General features: G+C 60.9%; 12 protein-coding genes. 2 read left to right on the top strand and 10 right to left on the bottom strand.

Annotated elements, in window-relative coordinates:
* Positions 1-111: 111 nt before the first annotated feature.
* From JQK88_RS27695 to JQK88_RS27725, 7 genes are all read right to left on the bottom strand, one after another.
* Positions 112-1,293, bottom strand: a complete 1,182-nt coding sequence (locus JQK88_RS27695) for an ABC transporter permease (RefSeq protein WP_192258787.1) — start codon at positions 1,291-1,293, stop codon at positions 112-114.
* Positions 1,290-2,288, bottom strand: a complete 999-nt coding sequence (locus JQK88_RS27700; RefSeq protein WP_192258788.1) for an ABC transporter permease — start codon at positions 2,286-2,288, stop codon at positions 1,290-1,292. Before JQK88_RS27700 ends, JQK88_RS27695 begins: the two co-directional genes overlap by 4 nt.
* A gap of 2 nt (positions 2,289-2,290) precedes the next feature.
* Complete coding sequence (locus JQK88_RS27705) at positions 2,291-4,189, bottom strand: ABC transporter substrate-binding protein (protein ID WP_203280076.1); 1,899 nt, start codon at positions 4,187-4,189, stop codon at positions 2,291-2,293.
* A complete protein-coding gene (locus JQK88_RS27710; RefSeq protein ID WP_203280077.1) occupies positions 4,186-6,081 on the bottom strand; it encodes an ABC transporter ATP-binding protein in 1,896 nt (631 codons plus the stop codon). Before JQK88_RS27710 ends, JQK88_RS27705 begins: the two co-directional genes overlap by 4 nt.
* A 154-nt stretch (positions 6,082-6,235) precedes the next feature.
* Complete coding sequence (locus JQK88_RS27715) at positions 6,236-7,576, bottom strand: adenylate/guanylate cyclase domain-containing protein (RefSeq protein WP_203280078.1); 1,341 nt, start codon at positions 7,574-7,576, stop codon at positions 6,236-6,238.
* A 234-nt stretch (positions 7,577-7,810) separates the two neighbouring features.
* On the bottom strand, positions 7,811-9,154 hold the full coding sequence (locus JQK88_RS27720; protein WP_203280079.1) for a nucleotide sugar dehydrogenase: 1,344 nt from the start codon (positions 9,152-9,154) through the stop codon (positions 7,811-7,813).
* Positions 9,155-9,267: 113 nt separating this feature from the next.
* The gene (locus JQK88_RS27725) at positions 9,268-10,446 is read right to left on the bottom strand and encodes a DUF3095 domain-containing protein (protein WP_203280080.1); all 1,179 of its coding nucleotides are present in this window, start codon (positions 10,444-10,446) and stop codon (positions 9,268-9,270) included.
* Positions 10,447-10,520: 74 nt separating this feature from the next.
* Here JQK88_RS27725 and JQK88_RS27730 point away from each other — a divergent pair, with 74 nt between their 5' ends.
* Both JQK88_RS27730 and JQK88_RS27735 read left to right on the top strand, forming a co-directional pair.
* Positions 10,521-11,609, top strand: coding sequence for a glycosyltransferase family 4 protein (locus tag JQK88_RS27730; RefSeq protein WP_203280081.1), 1,089 nt, complete (start codon positions 10,521-10,523; stop codon positions 11,607-11,609).
* Positions 11,606-12,367 carry a polysaccharide deacetylase family protein gene (locus JQK88_RS27735; RefSeq protein WP_203280082.1) on the top strand — a complete coding sequence of 254 codons (762 nt, stop codon included), beginning with the start codon at positions 11,606-11,608 and terminating at the stop codon, positions 12,365-12,367. The genes JQK88_RS27730 and JQK88_RS27735 overlap by 4 nt, the downstream gene beginning before the upstream one ends.
* Positions 12,368-12,451: 84 nt before the next feature.
* On the opposite strand, the gene JQK88_RS27740 is transcribed toward JQK88_RS27735, so the two are convergent.
* Genes JQK88_RS27740 through JQK88_RS27750 form a run of 3 tightly spaced genes read right to left on the bottom strand, consistent with a single transcriptional unit; the run spans position 12,452 to position 16,524 of the window.
* Positions 12,452-13,306 (bottom strand): MBL fold metallo-hydrolase, encoded by an 855-nt coding sequence (locus JQK88_RS27740; protein WP_203280083.1) that lies wholly within the window; start codon positions 13,304-13,306, stop codon positions 12,452-12,454.
* Positions 13,307-13,328: 22 nt separating this feature from the next.
* The gene (locus JQK88_RS27745; RefSeq protein WP_192258797.1) at positions 13,329-13,775 is read right to left on the bottom strand and encodes a cyclic nucleotide-binding domain-containing protein; all 447 of its coding nucleotides are present in this window, start codon (positions 13,773-13,775) and stop codon (positions 13,329-13,331) included.
* 34 nt (positions 13,776-13,809) lie between these two features.
* Positions 13,810-16,524, bottom strand: coding sequence for an ABC transporter transmembrane domain-containing protein (locus JQK88_RS27750; RefSeq protein ID WP_203280084.1), 2,715 nt, complete (start codon positions 16,522-16,524; stop codon positions 13,810-13,812).
* Positions 16,525-16,670: the final 146 nt, after the last annotated feature.

Below are 16,670 nucleotides of genomic sequence, written 5' to 3' on the forward strand. Positions count from 1 at the left end.
TCGAGGCTTGCCGCATATAGAGGCGAATGACGGACCCTGCAACAACCGCATAGGCTGCCGACAAGGATCATACCGGGTGGAATAGGCGCCCGCCGCCGCGCAACTGCGATGTCACTTGTAGGGGTCTGCGGCGTCCCGCAAGCCGTCGCCGAGGAAGTTGAACGCCATGATGACGAGAATGACGGGGAGCATCGGCAAAAGCAGCCATGGATAGAACGCGATCACGCTGACGCTGCGAGCCTCGGTGAGCAGGATGCCCCAGCTGGTTATCGGCGCCCTCAGGCCGAGCCCGAGGAAGCTCAGCGCCGTCTCGCCCAGGATCATGCCGGGTATCGACAGCGTCGCCGTCGCGATCAGATGCGACATGAAGCCGGGAATGAGATGCCGCCGGATGATGCGACTGCTCCCGGCACCCATCAATTGCGCGGCCAGAACGTAATCCTCCTCGCGCAAGGCCAGAAGCTTTGAACGCACCGCACGCGCCAGTCCGGTCCAGTCAAGCAACCCGAGGATGACGGTGATGCCGAAATAGATCAGGATCGGACTCCAGGTTATCGGCATGATCGCCGCCAGAGCCAGCCATAGCGGAATGCTGGGGATCGATTGCAGAACTTCGATTATCCGTTGAACGATCAGGTCGAAGATACCGCCGTGGTAGCCGGCCAGCCCTCCGATGACGATGCCGAGCAGGAAGCTGAAACTGATACCGACGAGGCCGATTGTCAGAGAAATGCGTGCGCCATAGATCATGCGCGAGAGCACATCGCGCCCGAGCCTGTCAGTGCCGGCCAGAAAGAGCTGGCCGTTTTCGGCCGGGCAGACAAAATGCCTGTCACCTTCGATCAGGCCCCAGAACTGGTAACTGTCGCCCTTGCAGAAGAAACGGAGCCGCTGAACATCATCCTGTTTGTCGATGTAGTTCCGCTTGAGCGTGTCCATGTCCAGCATCATCTGGCGGCCATAGACGAACGGCCCGATGAACTCGCCGTTGTGGAACAGGTGCACCTGCTGCGGTGGCGAATAGATGTAGTCCATGTTGCGCGTGTGCAAATTGTAGGGCGCCAGGAACTCGCAGATCAGTATCCCGAAATAAAGCACCGCCAGGAAGATGCCGGATACAAGGGCAAGCCGGTGCTTGCGGAATTTCCACCACATCAGCCGCAACTGCGACGCCTGAAAGACCTTCGACTGCTCCGGCGTCATCGCCTCGACCGACTGCAGGTCAAAGGGCTCGATGGAAATGTAGTGCTGCAGTGGAGCACCCGGAGCGGGCAGCGGTGATTGCGTGTTCATTTGGTGCTGCCGCCCTGCAAACGAATTCGTGGATCAAGCATCGCCAGCGCCAGGTCGGAAATCAGCACGCCGATGACCGTCAGGAAGGCGAGAAACATCAGGAACGACCCTGCCAGATACATATCCTGGCTTTGCAGCGCCTTGATCAGCATCGGCCCGGTCGTTTCCAATGACAGCACGATCGCCGTGATTTCGGCGCCGGAGATGATGGCCGGCAGGATGGAGCCGATGTCGGAAATGAAGAAATTGAGCGCCATGCGCAGCGGATATTTGACCAGTGCCCTGAACGGATGAAGGCCTTTGGCGCGCGCGGTCACGACATATTGCTTGTGCAGCTCATCGAGCAGATTGGCGCGCAGCCGCCGGATCATGCTTGCCGTGCCCCCGGTGCCGATGATCAAGACCGGGATCCAGAGATGGGCGAGGATCGACTTCGCCTTGGCCCAGCTCATCGGCTCGCCGAGATATTGCTGGTCCATGAGGTGGCCGATGGACGTGCCGAACCAGATGTTGGCGAAGTACATCAGGATCAGCGCCAGCATGAAATTCGGAATGGCAAGGCCGAGAAGGCCGAAGAAAGTCAGGCCGTAGTCGCCCCAGCTGTATTGATGCGTGGCGGAGTACATGCCGATCGGAAAGGCAATGAGCCAGGTGAAGATGATCGTGACGAAGGAAACCAGCACGGTCAGCCACATTCGGTCCCCGACGACGTCGCGAACCGGCAGCTCATATTCGAAGGAATAGCCGAAATCGCCGTGTAGCATCCCGCCGACCCAGTAGAAGTAGCGAATGACCGGCGGCTGGTCGAAACCATATTCCTTGCGCATCATCTCGATGCGATCGGAATCCACCGCTTCGCCCTGGGCCCGAAGCTCGGCGACATAGCTGTCGAAATAGTCGCCCGGCGGAAGTTCGATGATCGTGAACACCAGTGCCGATATGACCAGCAACGTTGGAACCATCACGGCGATGCGCCAGACAAGATATCGAAGCACGCTCAGGAGCCTCCAAGCCAGAATGTATCCGGCATGTAGACACCGAAATAGGCTGTCGGGTCGTAGCCGTAGAGCGCCTTGTCAGGCAGATTGCGCAGCCGCGAGGACACCAGAATCGGCTGATGCGTTCCGTTCACGGTGCCTATCGAAAACACCTGATCGGTGTAGATCGACAGCATCGAATTCCAGATTTCGGCGCGCTCCGTGGTTGCGGTCGATGCGTTCCAGCGTTCGAGCAAAGCCATCAGCTCGACCACCTCAGGAAGATCGGGCGCCTCGCCCATCTTGCCATGAGATAGGTAGTGCGCACCCCAGAGCGGCCATTGCAGCTGGTCGTCGATGGTGGGAGCCAGCTGATACGGGTTCATGTCGGCGGTCGCCACGCCATTGTCGATGCCCGACCACATCGACATCATGATCTGGCCGCCAAGCGCGCGGCTGCGGAAGATGTCGCGCTGCGAAGTCCGGATGAACAAGGCGATGCCGATCTTGCGCCAGTGATCGGTGATGAGCTCGAGCGCGTCGGTTTCCAGTGTGCTTTCGCCGGCCGTTTCCACGATGATCTTCGCAGAACGTCCATCGGGAAGCATCCGCAGGCCGTCATCGTCACGTGCCTGAAGCCCGGCCTCGTCGAGCAGGGCATTGGCCTGGTCGGGATCATGGGCGACCCATGCTTTCGCGAATTCCGGCCGGTAGAGCGGGCTCTCCGGAAGGACCGTATCTGCACTTTCCTGCGCCAATCCGTAGAACACGGCCAAATTGATCTCGCGCCTGTCCACAGCGAGCGAAAGGGCGCGGCGCACGCGCACGTCACGCAAAAGGCCACGCCACACTGGGTCGGCACAGTTCAGATTGGGTAGCAGCGCCAGCCGCGAACCCTGAGTGCGTTTCCACAGATGCATCTTCACCGGGTAGCGCTTCTCCGCGTCCTTCAGGAAAGCGTAATCAGTGAAGTCAATTCCCAGGCCTTGCAGGTCGCTCTCGCCCGCACCGGTCTTGGCCGAGATGATCGCCGATGAGCTGACATTCATGATGATCCGGTCGACATAGGGCAGTTGCCGGCCATTCTCGTCTATTCGATGGAAGAACGGGTTGCGTTCAAAGATGAACTGCTCGGCCGGCGGCTTGGTCCGGTTCTGCCAGGGGTCGAGCGTCGGCAGATCAGGGTTCTCCGGGCGATACTGCCGCGACATGCGGATATGCAGGAGCGTCCATTTCTTGGCCCGGTTCTCCTTCATCAGGCCGGCGAGCCGGAATGGATCCTGGTATTTCTTGTGGAACTGCTTGAGATAGGCGGCCGGCAGAACAAGCGATAGCGGCGCAGCGGCAGCGAGCTTGGGCAGGAAGTCGGGATTGGGCGCATCCCAACTGTAGCGCACCGTCAACGGATCGACGATCTCGAAGCGTGGCGGCTTGCCGTTCGCCATCAGGGCCGGAGCGAGCCCGCCTTGCGAAAGCTCATCGTTCAGCCAGACATCTTCCCAGCAATAGCGAAAATCCTCCGGCGTCAGCAGGCTGCCATCGGACCATTTATGTCCTTCCCTTATCTTGAAGGTGAAGATGCGATCATCCGCTACGTCGAAACTTTCGAGAATGTCGGCTTGCAAGCTAAGCTTTTCGTCATAGCCGACCAGCCGAGAATACCCGTAGATCGTCATCATCCGGATATCTTTCTGGCTGCCGATGATCGTCCGCAGCGTGCCGCCATACTCGCCGGGTTGCCGGCCCATGGCGGCGAGATTCAACGCGCGCGGGCTCTTGGGCAAGCGCTCAGCGAGTGCCGGCAGCGCCTTGGCCGTCAGCTGCGGCTGAAGAAAATCCGGCTCCAGATCGCCAGCGCGCGACGTGCCCGGCAGGAATGCCGAAGCCATGAGGCCAAGGAGGGTGCGACGGCTGATCAATGGCGCAACTCGCTGACATCGGCGGAACGTCTGGCCAGCACGAGATGGCCACCGCCAAGATCGAGCGGCGACAGCATATCCTCTCCGCCCTCATCGCGGAATTGCGGTCCCCATGCGCTGGTGTCGGAAGCGCCGCCGAGCTTCAGCGTCTTGAAATCCATCGGCCGGTCGAGATCGGGGAAAGGGACTGCGGCGAGCAGTGAGCGCGTGTAGGGGTGGATCGGTTTCCTGAGCAGAATTTCGCGCGGCGCAAGCTCGACGATACGCCCGCCGCACATCACCGCGATGCGGTCCGCCATGTAGTCCACCACCGCCAGATTGTGGGATATGAACAGGTAGGTCAGACCCAGTTCTTTCTGCAGGTCCTTCAGAAGGTTCAGGATCTGCGCCTGGACAGAGACATCGAGCGCCGAGACCGGCTCGTCGCAGATCAGGAGCTCAGGCCCCAGCGCCAACGCGCGCGCGATGCCGATACGCTGACGCTGCCCGCCGGAGAAACTGTGGGGATAGCGCTGGATGAAGCGCGGATCGAGCCCGATTGCCTGCATCAGGCTCTTGACCGTGGCCAGTCGGGACGCGGCATTGCCGCGTTGATGGATTTCCAACGGCTCGCTCAAGATGTTCTCCACCGTCATGCGAGGGGAGAGCGACGAAACCGGATCCTGGAAGACCATCTGGATTTTCGCGCGCAGCAACTGCAGGGCCTCTCCCTCGGCGTCCAGAACGTCGATCGGTCCTTCGCGGCCGTTGAAGACCACGGAGCCGCCGCTGGGGGTGACAGCCCGCATCAGGATCTTGCTGACGGTGGTTTTGCCGCAGCCGCTTTCGCCGACCAGACCCAGGCACTCACCCCGCCTGATGTCGAAGCTCACGCCGTCCACGGCGCGAACAGAGGTTTGATGGCTCCCGCCGAACCATGCGGACTTGCGGGTGGTGTAGACCTTTTTCAGATCCCTGACCGACAGCAGGATGTCGTCCGGCCCCTTCGAGTCCGGCGCTGTCTGTTTGCCCAGCAGGTTGCCGACATTCACCGGCACCTCGCGGAGCGCCTTTAGCCTCTCGCCGGGCTTCAGGTCGAAATGCGGAACGGCTGCCATCAGGCCCTTCAGGTAAGGGTGACCTGGCCGGCGGAATATCGCCTCCACAGGTCCCGCTTCCATGATCTCGCCATGGTACATGACCACCACCTCGTCGGCGACATTGGCGACAACGCCGAGGTCGTGCGTGATCAGCAGCATCGCCATGTTCAGCTTGGTCTGAAGCCCGCGCAGCAGTTGCAGGATTTGCGCCTGGATGGTGACGTCCAACGCCGTCGTCGGCTCATCGGCGATCAACAGAGCGGGCCGGCAGATAAGCGCCATGGCGATCATGGCGCGTTGCCGCAATCCTCCCGAAAGTTCAAACGGATACATGTCATAGGCGCGCTTGGGATTGGGAAACCCGACAAGACTGAGCATCTCCTCGGTCCGCGCCTTGCGCTCTGCTCGAGCCATGGGCGTATGAATCTGCAGGGATTCGCTGACCTGATTGCCGATCGTGTGCAGCGGCGACAGCGATGTCATCGGCTCCTGAAAGATCTTGCCGATGCGGCTGCCTCTCAACGCCCGGATTTCGGGTCCATCACGCGGCATCTTCAGGATATCCTGCGTCGTGCCGGGCTTTTCGGGATCGGAAAACAGGATACGGCCGCGAACATGGGCTGTGTTCGGCAAAATGCCCATCACTGCCTGGCTGAGAACCGATTTTCCGGAACCGGACTCGCCAACAAGCGCGGTAACCTTGCCCGGCAGGACGCGCAGATTTGCGCGCCTGACGGCATGCAGCGGTCCCCCGACAATGGCAAACGAGATGCCAACATCCTCGATCCGCAGCAGATCAACGCCTGCACTCATGCCCAGCACCAGCCCCCACTCTGGCGGCCCTCCCGGCCTGCCCAGAAGCAAGACTAGCGCATTGTCAGCCTAGAGCAACTTGGATTCGAAACGAGTTCGCCGGTGGACGGCGACCGAACTGCCGACCCAAGGCGTTCGGATCAGATCGTGACGGTTACTGGAGCTTCCTCCGGTCGCCCGCCGACAGCCGCGCGGCATCACGATGAAGCAGCATGACTTGCTCGGCGTCCGATATCCGGTCGTGAAACGGCTCCAGCGCAACGTCTTCATCGAGTGCGAGAGCACCCGACAGGTCGGGTGAAAGCACCGTCAGCTTCTGCTTGATGCCGGCCAGCTCCTCCTTACCGAGCGTCAGCCAGCTGTTGGCGCCGCAATAGCCCGCGAACTCTTTGCTGGCGAGAACGCTGTGCGGATATTTCTTGGTCAGGGTCTGGAGGCGCTGGACCTCGTTTACAGCCGAGCCGAAGACGGAGAATGTGAGCCGGTCGGTAAGCCCGACATTGCCGAACATCACATTGCCGACATGCAGGCCGATACCAAATTTTATGTCGTCCAACCCCTGCTCTTTTCTGCGCAGATTGAGCTCCATCATACGCGTGCTGGCCTTGTGCGCTGCCGCAAGAGCAGCCTGGCAGGCGATTTCGGACTGCGCGCGGTGCCTTTCGCAGGGATAGACGGCAATGAAGCCATCCCCCAGGAAACTCATGATCTGCCCGCCTTTGCGATTGAAAGGTGCAGCAATGGCATCGAAAAACTGGTTCAACGTATCGATATAGAGCTCGCGGCCGGAGGTTTCGGCAAGCCTCGTCGACCCGCGCATATCGCCCATGACCAGTGCGGCCCGGATTGTGTCGCCCTCGCCGCGCTTGATCTGGCCGTCCAGGACGCGCCTGCCGGCGTCGCCACCGAGATACGTGGTCATCATGTTGTCGGCGAGCTTGGTGAGCACAGCCATCTTGGCTGCGATAGCGAGATGGTTCTGGACGCGCAGCAGCGCCGAAATCATGCTGTCGCTGAAGCCTGAAGCACTGTCCGTGGACCAGGACCCCATCATGCCCTGACTGGTGTCGCCGTTGAAGGGATGGACGAAAGCCATGTAATCGGTGACGCCCATGAGCCTGAGGTCATCGAAAACAGGAAACTCCGACCGCACCGACGGGTCGAGCCGGCGGCGCAGATGGTCGAGCTTGTTGCTGAGCAGATGGTAGTATGGGCTGGTCAGGAATCTGTCGGAATGAACGCCGTTCTCACTGCGGAAGCCTTCCACTTCCAGGCCCTGGCCGCGAAGCCAGGTGAAGCCAAGCGCGTCATAAAGCGGATGAAGCATCGAAAAGCTCAAATGCACCCGCTTCAGCGGCACGCCGGCAGCAGCCAGCCGTTCACAAAAGCCCTTTACCAAGGTTTCCAGGTCGTCGCCGGCCAGCGCCGATTGGGTCAGCCAATCGGCAACCTTATCCATGAGAATGCTGGAAATTTCTGCTTGCGTTGTGCTCATGCTATCCCGAAACCCGTCGAAGACGAGCCATCTCCTTTGATCTGCCAAATCCTCTAAGTCAATGAAACCGGCTTCGGGGGCAAAAGCCGGCGAAGAAATTCCCGAATGACTGTCCTTGCAGGAAGGAAACAGGCGTAACTGCGTTTACTTCGCGAAACATTATGTGGCGAGGCTGCCCTCGGAGTGCAATCCCAATCCTGACATCGGGCAAAGAATTCGCCGGCTCAGCCGCTGTCAGGCCTTCACCACCGTCCCTCGGGGGAGCCCGAGGCGGCCAAAAACATTGCGCGTGTCGACGATCAGAAGTGCGTGATCAGCGATCACCTGATAGTCGATCGCGTCGTGGTCGGTTGCAACGACGACCGCATCGAACTCCGTCAAGGCCGCCTCGGTCAGCTCGACCGAGCGACGCCCCTTGATCGCCATATGCTCGCGTGTGGTCGGAATCTCGGTAACATGCGGATCGTGGAATTCCGCCTTGCCGCCCCATTCCTCGATGAGTTCAATGAGCCGCAGTGAGGGGCTTTCGCGGATGTCGGGCACATTTTTCTTGTAGGCGAGCCCGATGATGAGAATACGCGAGCGGCTGAGCGCCTTGCCGCAGCGCCGGTCCAGCGCCTTTGCCAGTTCATCGACCACATGACGCGGCATGGCCGTGTTGATTTCCGCCGCCAGCTCGATGAAGCGGGTTGGCAGTTCGTATTCGCGCGCCTTCCACGTCAGGTAGAAGGGATCGATCGGAACGCAGTGCCCGCCAAGGCCTGGGCCAGGATAGAAAGGCATGTAGCCGAAGGGCTTGCTCTTTGCCGCCTCGATCACCTCCCAGATGTCGATACCCATTGCACCGAGCACGACCTTCAACTCGTTGACGAGGGCTATGTTGACCGAGCGGAAGATGTTTTCCGTCAGCTTGACCGCCTCGGCGGTCGCCGTGCTGGAAACCGGAACGACGGTCTTGACCACGCTTTGATAGAAAGCCTGCACAAGCGTCGCTGCCTCAACGCCGTCGCCTGCCACGACCTTGGGGATCGTCGCGACTTCAAAGCTGCGGTTGCCGGGATCCTCGCGTTCGGGCGAGAAGCCAAGGAAGAAGTCCGTCTTCGAATGCAAGCCGGTTTCTTCCAGTATGGGCTTGATCACATCGTCGGTGGTGCCGGGATAGGTGGTCGACTCCAGCACGATCAGCTGGCCGAGGCGCAGATGCTTGGCGATGGTGCCTGCCGTGTTCCTGACAAAGGAGAGGTCCGGTTCACGGTGTTTCGTCAGCGGTGTCGGAACGCAGATGATGATGACATCGCAGACGGCCAGTTCGGCAAAATCCGCGGTGGCGCGGAACCGTCCGCTCGCCACATGGCCGGCAAGGGCCGTCGACGTCACGGCCTCGATGTAGGATTGTCCGCTGTTCAGGCTCTCGACCTTCCGGGCTTCGACGTCGAAGCCGGAAACCGGGAAGCCGGCGCGTGCGATTGCAACCGACAGCGGCAACCCGACATAGCCCAGTCCGATCACGCCGACTTGCGCGGCGCGCGTCGAAATCCGGTTCAGAAGACGGTCATATGTCGATCGTGAGGCGTCCAAAAATCTGCTTTCCCGTCAATTCGGACAGACTATCCGCTCCATGGGGAGGCTCACCTGGCCCCGAGAGCCGTGGCCGAGGCATATTGCGGAAAACCGATTTCCGCAAGCCGTCATCAGGCGGGCGCCTTAGCCTTCAGGCTCGCGGCAGCCATCGCATAGCCGCCGTCGGCGCCATCGATGAAATGAACGTGATCGGGCTGCAGCGGCGAGATGACGAGGCATGTCATCAAGGCCGATTTCTGGCGGTGCAGGCCATAGCTGCAAATGCCCGCTTCTTCCGCCTGTTTCAGCCGGCTCTCGATTCGTTGCAACACATCCGCGTCAACGTCGATGGTCATCTTCAAGCCGTCGTCGAACTTGCGGAAATCCGAATTGCTGGCCACTTCGCGTTTGTAAACCTTCGGATCGAAACGGCCGATCGTCCAGCCAAGTCTGTCGGTGACGGCCGTAAGCGTCATCAGGAATATCACCCACAGCTTCGCCAGCCACCGCCGCCCTGGCGGCGCCGTGGCCCGCGCCTCGACATCGAGGCCGGCGGGCAGCAGACTGTAGGCCGGCCCGTCTACCGGCACCGGGTGGCCATCGCGTTCCTGCCTGCCGGCAAGGGCGATGATGTCGGACGCCAGAAACTGAAAACCGCGCAAATCTCGCGAAGCCCCTGGTATGGCTATGATCGAGACAATTTCGCCGTGCCGGGCTTCAATCGGGTTCCAGCGGCAAGAGAGGCCGGTCAGATCCGGCCGCGCACCGGCCGGCGCAGGGTCGATGCGGTAGCGCCCCGCTTTCATCTCGGCTTCCGCCCAACTGCCGCCACCGCCGGCGAACATGGCATAGAAGGCCGCTTCGGAGGCCTGGAACCGCGCCACGCGAACGTCGAGGCCTTGCGCTCTTATGTCCTTTATCGGCACGATTGCCGCACGCAAGGTCAGGTCCAGTTCGTCCGCTACCCATCTCTGGACAGAAGCCAGCGCGTTGCGGGCGATCTCCAGCGCCGAGCCGGGAAACGCCACGAGTGCGCCGTCGCCGCCGAAGACATAGGGAAGATCTTGCCGACCCAGCGCATTGAGCAGCGCCGAAATGACGCTGGCGCCGGCCATATTGACGGTTTTATAGCGCCCGGCCCCGATCGCCTTGGTCGAGCCGACGATGTCGGCCGTGGCCAGCGCCCAGCCCTCGGGGAGCGGCCGATAGTTATCGATATCGGCAACGCTTTCGAACTTTGCGAAGACCGGCAAAGAGGCGACAAACGGGTCGGACGCGACAGCTGTTTCCATGAGCATCAGATAGCACATTCCAGCCCTTGAAGGTGAAGTCGATCATGCGTCGAAATTGACTTGGCACAGCTTTGCGATGATAGGATCGCGCAATGCGAATTGCCTTTTACGCGCCGCTGAAGTCGCCCAATGATCCCGTTGTCTCCGGCGACCGCCAGATGGCACGGATGCTGGTCAAGGCGCTGCAGCACGGCGGGCATAGCGTCGAACTGGCATCGGAGTTGCGCTTCTATCTACGCCAGCCGGAGCCGAAAAGTTTCGATGCGCTCAAGATCGAGGCCCGGGACGAAGCCGCGCGGCTGACAAGGCTTTGGCAGCGTGACGGCAAGCCCGATCTCTGGTTCTGCTATCATCCCTACTACAAGGCGCCCGACCTGATCGGACCAGAGCTGGCGTCGGCCTTTGCTGTCCCCTATGTGACGGCGGAAGCCTCCTATTCCAGGCGGCGCAACGCCGGCTTGTGGGCCGATAGCCAGGCGTTGGTGGCGCAAGCCATCGAACAGGCGGCGCTGAACATCTGCTTCACACAAAGGGATCGGCAGGGACTGGCAGATGTGATTCCTGACGCCGCTCTCGGCATGCTTTCGCCCTTCATCGACACATCGGCATTCCGGGAAACGCCAGCCCGGGGTTGTCCGACGCGCCTCGTGACCGTTGCCATGATGCGCCCGGGCGACAAAGTCGAAAGCTATCGCATGCTGGCGCAAGCGCTCGGCTCGATCGGCCACCTGCCCTGGACCATGTCGGTCATCGGCGACGGGCCGGCCCGTGACGAGGTCAAGGCGCAATTCGCCGGCTTGCCCGCCAACCGTATTGAATGGCTTGGCGCGATCGAGCCGGCCGCCGTGCCGGATGTCCTTTACACCAAGGGAATTTACGTCTGGCCGGGTTACGGCGAGGCCTATGGCGTTGCCTATCTTGAAGCACAGGCCGCCGGCCTGCCGGTGGTGGCTCAGGACATTGCCGGCGTGCCGGAGGTCGTGCGGGATGGCCAGACCGGGTTTCTCACCCCACCGGGCGATGTGGCGGCGTTCGCTTCCGCCATTGCAAGGCTTCTGGCCCATGACGACGAAAGGACCATCATGGCCGCACAAGCCAGGCGTTTCGTCCTCGAAGAGCGCTCGCTGGGTGGTGCGGCGGCGCGTCTGGCCGAACTTCTCAAGAAGATCCCGGTCTCATGACACCCGATCCGATCTGGCAGCCCTTGGTGGACGAACTGGCGCGCCGGCAACGGGCGGGCCGCAAGGCGGAGTTCTGGCTGCGCGACGATGACGCCGTGGATCCGACGCCCGCGCTTGATCGGCTGCTCGACCTCACCGGTGAATTCGCGGTTCCGGTCACTCTGGCTGTCATTCCGGCCGAGACCGACGGCAAGCTTGTCGTCCGGCTTGACGAGGCGCCGCATGCCACGGTCGCCATCCATGGCTGGGCGCACCGAAATCATGCGCCCGCGGACCAGAAAAAGCAGGAGCTCGGCCCGCATCGGCCACGGGAGGTGGTGCTCGACGATCTGGCTCGCGGGCTGTCGCACCTAGGCGGCCTGCACGGCGCACGTGCCGTTCCCATGCTGGTGCCACCCTGGAACAGGATCGACGCCGGTCTGGTATCCGACCTTGGATCCATAGGATTTGCGGCATTGTCGATCTATGGGCCGCCGAAGCCGGCTCCCCTGGCCGTCATCAACAGCAATGTCGACATCATGGATTGGCATGGCACGCGCGGCTGCCGCGACCATGGCCTGTTGGTTCAGGCCATCATCGCGCAATTGCAGCATGCATTTGATGGCGGCGAACCGGTCGGCCTGCTCACCCACCACCTCGTCCATGATGAATCGGCCTGGCTTTTCCTTGAACGGCTGTTCGCAGTCACCGCTCGGACTGAAGCCTGCACATGGCTTCCGATCCGGACATTGATCGGGCGCAGCGCCGCTACAGCATGATCCCGAAAAGTGGAATCCGGTTTTCTCGGACAAACGGTTTCCGTTGGTCCAGAGATCATGCTCAAACAAGGAAAGAAAAATAGCTCAGCGCTTTTTGTGCAACGAGACCGGGAATTGGAGCGTCTGGCCATCCCGCGCGGCAAAAGCGCCGGCAAACCTCTCCTTGGCCAGTCTCTCCATCTCGTCCAGTTGCTCGTCGGTGCGTGTCGGATCGTGGTGAAACAGCGCAAGCCCCCGCGCACCGGCCGCCTCGCACAGCTTGACGCCCTGTTGCCATGTCGAGTGCCCATTTCCGCGGTAGCGCTCCATTTCCTCCTCGGTGTAGGTGCAATCGTAGATGACGAGGTCGGCACCTTCGATCAGCTGAAGCACCGCCTGATCGAGTTTTCCCGGCTCGTGCTCGGTGTCCGTGATCACCGCCACGACGCGGCCGCCCCATTCGACCCGGTAGCCGATGCAGCCGCCCGGATGGGTAAGACTGCCGGTTCGCAGCACAACCCCTTCGCGCGGCCGAAGCACGGCTCCGGATACGAAATCGCGGTAGTCTAGGCTTGCCCTGCAGATATCCAGTTTTACCGGAAACCACGGCGGCCGAATGAACTCGTCGATCATCTGGCGGGTTGTCATGTGTCCAGCGAGATGCCCGGACCAAAGCGTAAGCTTGACGCCCCGTTCATACATCGGCTTGAAAGCCGGCAGCCCGATGATGTGGTCGTAGTGGCAATGGGTGAAAAACAGGTCGAAATCGGTGACGCCCGACGCCCTAAGCGCCTTTCCGGCAGGCCGCAGGCCGGAGCCGGCATCGAACAGAAGCGTATGCTTGCCGCATCGCATTTCAATGCAGATTGTGTTGCCGCCATAGCGAGCGAATTCTGGCCCGGATACCGCAATGCTGCCGCGCACGCCCCAAAACCTGACCAGGAAAAAATCGTCGTCCATGCTACCTTTTGCCTACCGTAGTTCAGGCGTTTCGTGCATCGATCAGATCCGCGGTCGTATGGCTTAGCCGATCGGCAAGAACCCGCACCATCTCGATGGTCATTTCCGGAAACTCCTTCATAAGCCTCAGGAAATGATCCTTGCGGATTCTCAGGACTTCCAGCGAAGTTGCCGCCCTGACGGTGGCGGTGCGGGAGCTGTTGCACAATATGGCTATCTCGCCAACGATCGAATTTGGCAGCAGTTCGGCAACTTTTATCGGCCCGCTGTCGGAATCGACCAGAATATCCGCCTTGCCTGAAAGGATGACATAGGCAGCGTCTCCCTCGTCGCCCTGCCGGAAAAGAATCTCGCCGGCGCTGTAGTTCACGCGGTCGGATGTGAACGCAAGCAGCTTGAGCTTTGCCGGCTCGATGCCAGAGAACAAGGGAACGCGTTGCAGCATTCCAACTTCATCCTTGAGCAGCATTGTCGCAAACCTTCCTAAATTCGCGTCTGCCAGACTATGACAGAAGTTCCTTGAAGATACCGTTCCCTGCCAAAAGTGTCTCGTGCGTACCGTCTTCCACCAATTGGCCAGAGTCAAAGACGATAACGCGGTCGAACATCATCGCCATTGCCGGACTCGTGACGACCCACACGATTGCCGGCGAATGGCCGTCGCGTCTGGCTTCCTCGAGCACGTTTCGCAGCACCTTGTCCTGAATGCGCTGGTCGAGCGCCGATAGCGGCCGGTTGAGAATGAGAAAATCGGGACGCTTGAGCAGGGCCCGGGCAACATCGAGCTTCTGGCGCTGTCCACCGGTCAGCCGCCTGCCGCCGGCGCCGACATTGAAGTCCAGGCCAACATCCAGCAGCTCGGCATAAAGCCCCAGTTCGTCAAGAATGTCATAGACGATTGAGCGTATGCGGTCCGGCGCGTCGGGATGGTTGGTGCCCACGCGCCCAAACAGGACATTGTCCATGACGGTGGCCGCGGCAATGTATTTGTCAGGATCATACCGTTCGATCGCGTTTTGCAGCTGGGGCGGCAGATTTTCATAGAACTGGTTGCGCGCGGCGACGATCTTGCCCATCAGCTCGTCGGTCAGCAGGCCGAAGCGGTGCCGGGGCTCGATATAAGCAAAGCTCAAGGTGATGATCATGGCGCGGTCGGCCTCCGAAACCGCCTCGTAGGGACGGTTCTTGAGCCGCTGCAGCAAGGTCTCGTAGGCGGGTATCTCCTCGGCGCTCATGAAGGCGAGCTGCTGGAAGAACTGGTGATCGGGCGGCAGGTCGGCAAACAGCTCGATCGCCTGTTCGGCAATCTCCATGCCCATTTCGTAGAGCGTGCGGTCGAGGCCGGCTTGCTTCAGCACGGAAGCAAAATAGGGATTGGCCGCCAGAGCCTTGTCGGCCAGCTCGGGGCCGGCGGCAGCGCCGAAAAGCAGATTCTGACCGATCGTCGCTTCAGTGTTGTAAGCGCCCGGCTCGAAAGGAACCACCAGTTCGCGCAGCCCTTCCTGTTCCAGCCGGGTTCGCAGCGCTGCACGCAGTTCGACGATCCGCCCGGCAAGCTTCGTGTGACGCGTGAGGTCAGCCGAAGAGCGCAAGCCAAGATCCAGAATGTCGCGCGACAGAAGAACCGCGTCGAGCACCCGGCGCACGGCTTCAAAGAGGTCATGCGGGCCGGTAGCACCGGCGGAGACATAGTCGATCCAGTCGCTGTGGATATCGAAATCCGGATTGCCCGACCGGCGCGCCTCGTCGATGTTCCAGCGCTGCTTGTCTGCCGCGGCGCCTTCATAAGTCACCGATGTCAGCGGCGCATGCTTCAACCCGTAGAGCAGGTTATCGCGCAGGCTTGCCTGGAACAGGAAAACATCCGACGAGGCGTAGGACATGCGCCGGCCGGTCACTGCTTCGGGGAGTTCAAGCAGGTCATCGGCGCCCGAAGCGACCTTTCCGCTTTCCGGCCAGTTCAGCCGTGCGAAGGCTTCTGCCAGCGCCTCCGCTCCACCTGTTGAGGTGCTGACCAACGCCACCGTCTCGCCCGGCCTGACCTGCATGGAGATACGGTTGAGGAGCATTGCACCGCCATCGTCTGCTATGGACAGACCGACCGCCGACAGCGGGTTTGTCATCCGACCGGGATCGTCGATCGTCAATGCCCCGATGCTCGGCGCAATGATATCCTCGACGCTGAACTGTTCGACGACCTGCTGGTATTTGACCTGGACGTCCTGCCGATCCTGATCCCAGTCGATCAGTTCCTTCATCGGTCCGGGCAGGTCCTTGTAGGCACCGATCACGGCCACCAGTTGGCCGACGTCGAGCCGGCCCGCGATGACCAGATAGCCGCCGATCATGTAGAACAGAAACGGCGTGAGCTGCGCGAGAAAATTGTTGAGGAACTTTACCATGAATTTCCATTGGTAAAGATCGAAGCGGATCTTGAAGATGAGCCCTAGCCGGGCGGCTATGTCGGCGCGCTCGTAGTTCGAGGTGTCGTGGACGTGAACCGCGCCGATGCCGTCGACGATTTCGCCAACCCGGCCCGAAAGCGCGCGCGCCGTCAATTGCCGTTGGCGCCCGAGCACGAGCAGGCGCCGCCGCATGCGCGGGATGAGCACGATCTGGATCACCACAATCACGACCGCAATCATGCCGAGCCAGACGTTCTGGACCATGATGAACAGCATGGCCGTCAGCGCCTGGCCCCCGAGCAGCACCGGCTGCAGGAAGGCATCGCCGATGAAGCCGCCCAGCGGTTCCACCTCGTCCTTCACCATGGTCGCCACTTCGGCGGATTTCACCCGCTTGAAGTAAATCGGCGGAAAACGCAGCACACGATCGATCAGATCGAAGCGGATACGCCGCAGCATGCGTTCGCCGAGGCGGCCTTTGTAGGTATTGATGTAGAGTTTGAACAGGCCGTTGATGACGACCAGCAAGAGGAACACGATGCTGAGGGCAAGCAGCGTCGCCGTGCGGTCGAGTTGAAAACCGGAGAAGAACTGGACCTCGCCAATGAACGGCAGGTCATAGTGGAGCCTCATGAAGGGAAGGGTCGCGCCGGGTTGCTCGAAGCCCTTGCCCTGGATCGGGCCGTTGACGATCAGCTTCGGCAGGTTGAAGGACATGAAATAAGGGATCATCGATAGCAAGACGATCGCCAATATCCAGATCTGCTGCTTCCTGGTGTGCCTCCAGATATAGCGGGTTAGGCTGGGTTCCATATGCGACTGCGGACCCCTCAGTTGGAACGATGCAGGCGGCCAAACGGCTGGCGGCTTGCGTGGGATTTTGGCGAATAGCCTAACAGCAGGGGGCGGCCGCTGCGCGACTCGTGCCGGCGGATGGACGCCAATGGTCCGAACAGATG

Source organism: Mesorhizobium caraganae (genome assembly GCF_016836705.1).
GTDB classification, from domain to species: Bacteria; Pseudomonadota; Alphaproteobacteria; order Rhizobiales; family Rhizobiaceae; genus Mesorhizobium; species Mesorhizobium caraganae.

Excerpts from the sequence above, each read along its gene's own strand:
- JQK88_RS27695 (WP_192258787.1), bottom strand. The coding sequence starts at position 1,293 with ATGAACACGCAATCACCGCTGCCCGCTCCGGGTGCTCCACTGCAGCAC.
- JQK88_RS27710 (WP_203280077.1), bottom strand. The coding sequence starts at position 6,081 with ATGAGTGCAGGCGTTGATCTGCTGCGGATCGAGGATGTTGGCATCTCG.
- JQK88_RS27715 (WP_203280078.1), bottom strand. The coding sequence starts at position 7,576 with ATGAGCACAACGCAAGCAGAAATTTCCAGCATTCTCATGGATAAGGTT.
- JQK88_RS27725 (WP_203280080.1), bottom strand. The coding sequence starts at position 10,446 with ATGTGCTATCTGATGCTCATGGAAACAGCTGTCGCGTCCGACCCGTTT.
- JQK88_RS27730 (WP_203280081.1), top strand. The coding sequence starts at position 10,521 with ATGCGAATTGCCTTTTACGCGCCGCTGAAGTCGCCCAATGATCCCGTT.
- JQK88_RS27735 (WP_203280082.1), top strand. The coding sequence starts at position 11,606 with ATGACACCCGATCCGATCTGGCAGCCCTTGGTGGACGAACTGGCGCGC.
- JQK88_RS27740 (WP_203280083.1), bottom strand. The coding sequence starts at position 13,306 with ATGGACGACGATTTTTTCCTGGTCAGGTTTTGGGGCGTGCGCGGCAGC.
- JQK88_RS27745 (WP_192258797.1), bottom strand. The coding sequence starts at position 13,775 with ATGCTGCTCAAGGATGAAGTTGGAATGCTGCAACGCGTTCCCTTGTTC.
- JQK88_RS27750 (WP_203280084.1), bottom strand. The coding sequence starts at position 16,524 with ATGGAACCCAGCCTAACCCGCTATATCTGGAGGCACACCAGGAAGCAG.